We start from the raw sequence: 1,434 nt of genomic DNA, 5'->3' as shown, positions 1-1,434 counted from the left end.
CAGGGCTCGGGGTGTCCGGGCCCGATCCCCGGGACACCCCCTGGGCCCCCGGCCACTACCCTGTGCCTCGTGACCACCGTTCGCCTGCCCCTCTTCCCGCTGAACTCGGTGCTGTTCCCGGGACTCGTGCTCCCGCTGAACATCTTCGAGGAGCGTTATCGCGCCATGATGCGCGAGCTGCTGAAGGCGGGAGAGGACGAGCCCCGCCGTTTCGCGGTCGTCGCGATCCGCGACGGCCGGGAGGTCGCCCCGACCGCGCCCGGCCTGCCGGACCAGACGGGCGTGCCCGAGCGCGGCCCGGCCGCCGGTTTCGGCGCCGACCCGGTCCAGGCCTTCCACCGGGTGGGCTGCATCGCGGACGCGGCCTCGATCCGGGAGCGGGAGGACGGCAGCTTCGAGGTGATGGCGACCGGCACCGTCCGGGTCCGGCTGCTCTCGGTCGACGCGTCCGGACCGTTCCTGGTGGCGGAGCTGGAGGAGCTCCCCGAGGACGCGGGCGACGGCGCGGGCGCGCTGGCGGAGGGCGTGCTGCGGGCGTTCCGCACGTACCAGAAGCGGCTCGCGGGAGCCCGCGAACGCTCCCTGACCGGCATGGACCTCCCCGACGAGCCGTCGGTGGTCTCGTACCTGGTCGCGGCGGCCGCGGTGCTGGACATCCCGGCGAAGCAGCGGCTGCTCCAGGCCCCGGACACGGCGACCCGCCTCGCGGAGGAGCTGAAGCTGCTGCGCACCGAGACGGCCGTCATCCGCCACCTCCCCTCGCTCCCGGCCGTGGACCTCACCCGCGCCCCGACGAGCCCCAACTGACGAAGGACCCATGGCGAAGAAGAAGCCGGCGGGCACTCCGGCGATCGTGGCCCTGACGGCGGCCGGCGCCGATTTCACCGTGCACGCCTACGAGCACGACCCGGCCCACCCGTCCTACGGCGAGGAGGCCGCGCAGGCCCTCGGGGTCTCCCCCGCGCAGGTCTTCAAGACGCTGCTGGCCGACGTGGACGGCTCGCTGGTGGTCGCGGTGGTCCCGGTCTCGGGCAGCCTCGACCTGAAGGCCCTGGCCGCCGCGGTGGGCGGCAAGCGCGCGGCGATGGCCGATCCGGCCCTGGCCGAGCGCACCACGGGCTACGTCCTGGGCGGCATTTCCCCGCTGGGCCAGCGCAAGCGGCTGCGGACGGTCCTGGACGCCTCGGCCTCGGGGTTCCCCACGATCTGCGTATCGGCGGGCCGCCGCGGCCTGGAGGTCGAACTCCCGGCGACCACCCTCACCGCCCTGACCGCAGCCACTCTGGCCCCGATCGCCCGCGCGTAACGCTGCGCGGAGCAGAGGTCCCCTTTTGCGCGGGGTCCGGGGCGGAGCCCCAGGGGGTCCGGGGCGCAGCCCCAGGGGGTCCGGGGCGCAGCCCCAGGGGGTCCGGGGCGCAGCCCCAGGGGGTCCGG

Annotated in this window: 2 protein-coding genes; both read left to right on the top strand. The window is 75.4% G+C overall.

The window, feature by feature from the left end:
* Nucleotides 1–69: 69 nt before the first annotated feature.
* Nucleotides 70–807, top strand: coding sequence for an LON peptidase substrate-binding domain-containing protein (locus ACFVX6_RS40865; RefSeq protein ID WP_389699653.1), 738 nt, complete (start codon nt 70–72; stop codon nt 805–807).
* 10 nt (nt 808–817) lie between these two features.
* Complete coding sequence (ybaK, locus tag ACFVX6_RS40860; protein ID WP_389699652.1) at nt 818–1,306, top strand: Cys-tRNA(Pro) deacylase; 489 nt, start codon at nt 818–820, stop codon at nt 1,304–1,306.
* Nucleotides 1,307–1,434 lie beyond the last annotated feature (128 nt).

The organism is Streptomyces sp. NPDC058289, from assembly GCF_042880975.1.
GTDB lineage: Bacteria > Actinomycetota > Actinomycetes > Streptomycetales > Streptomycetaceae > Streptomyces > Streptomyces stoeckheimensis.
Note: the sequence above shows the minus strand (reverse complement) of the source record. Positions and strands in the feature narration are given on the sequence as shown.

What these genes read in the sequence shown, in the direction of transcription:
- ybaK (WP_389699652.1), top strand. Translation starts at nt 818, where the DNA reads ATGGCGAAGAAGAAGCCGGCGGGCACTCCGGCGATCGTGGCCCTGACG.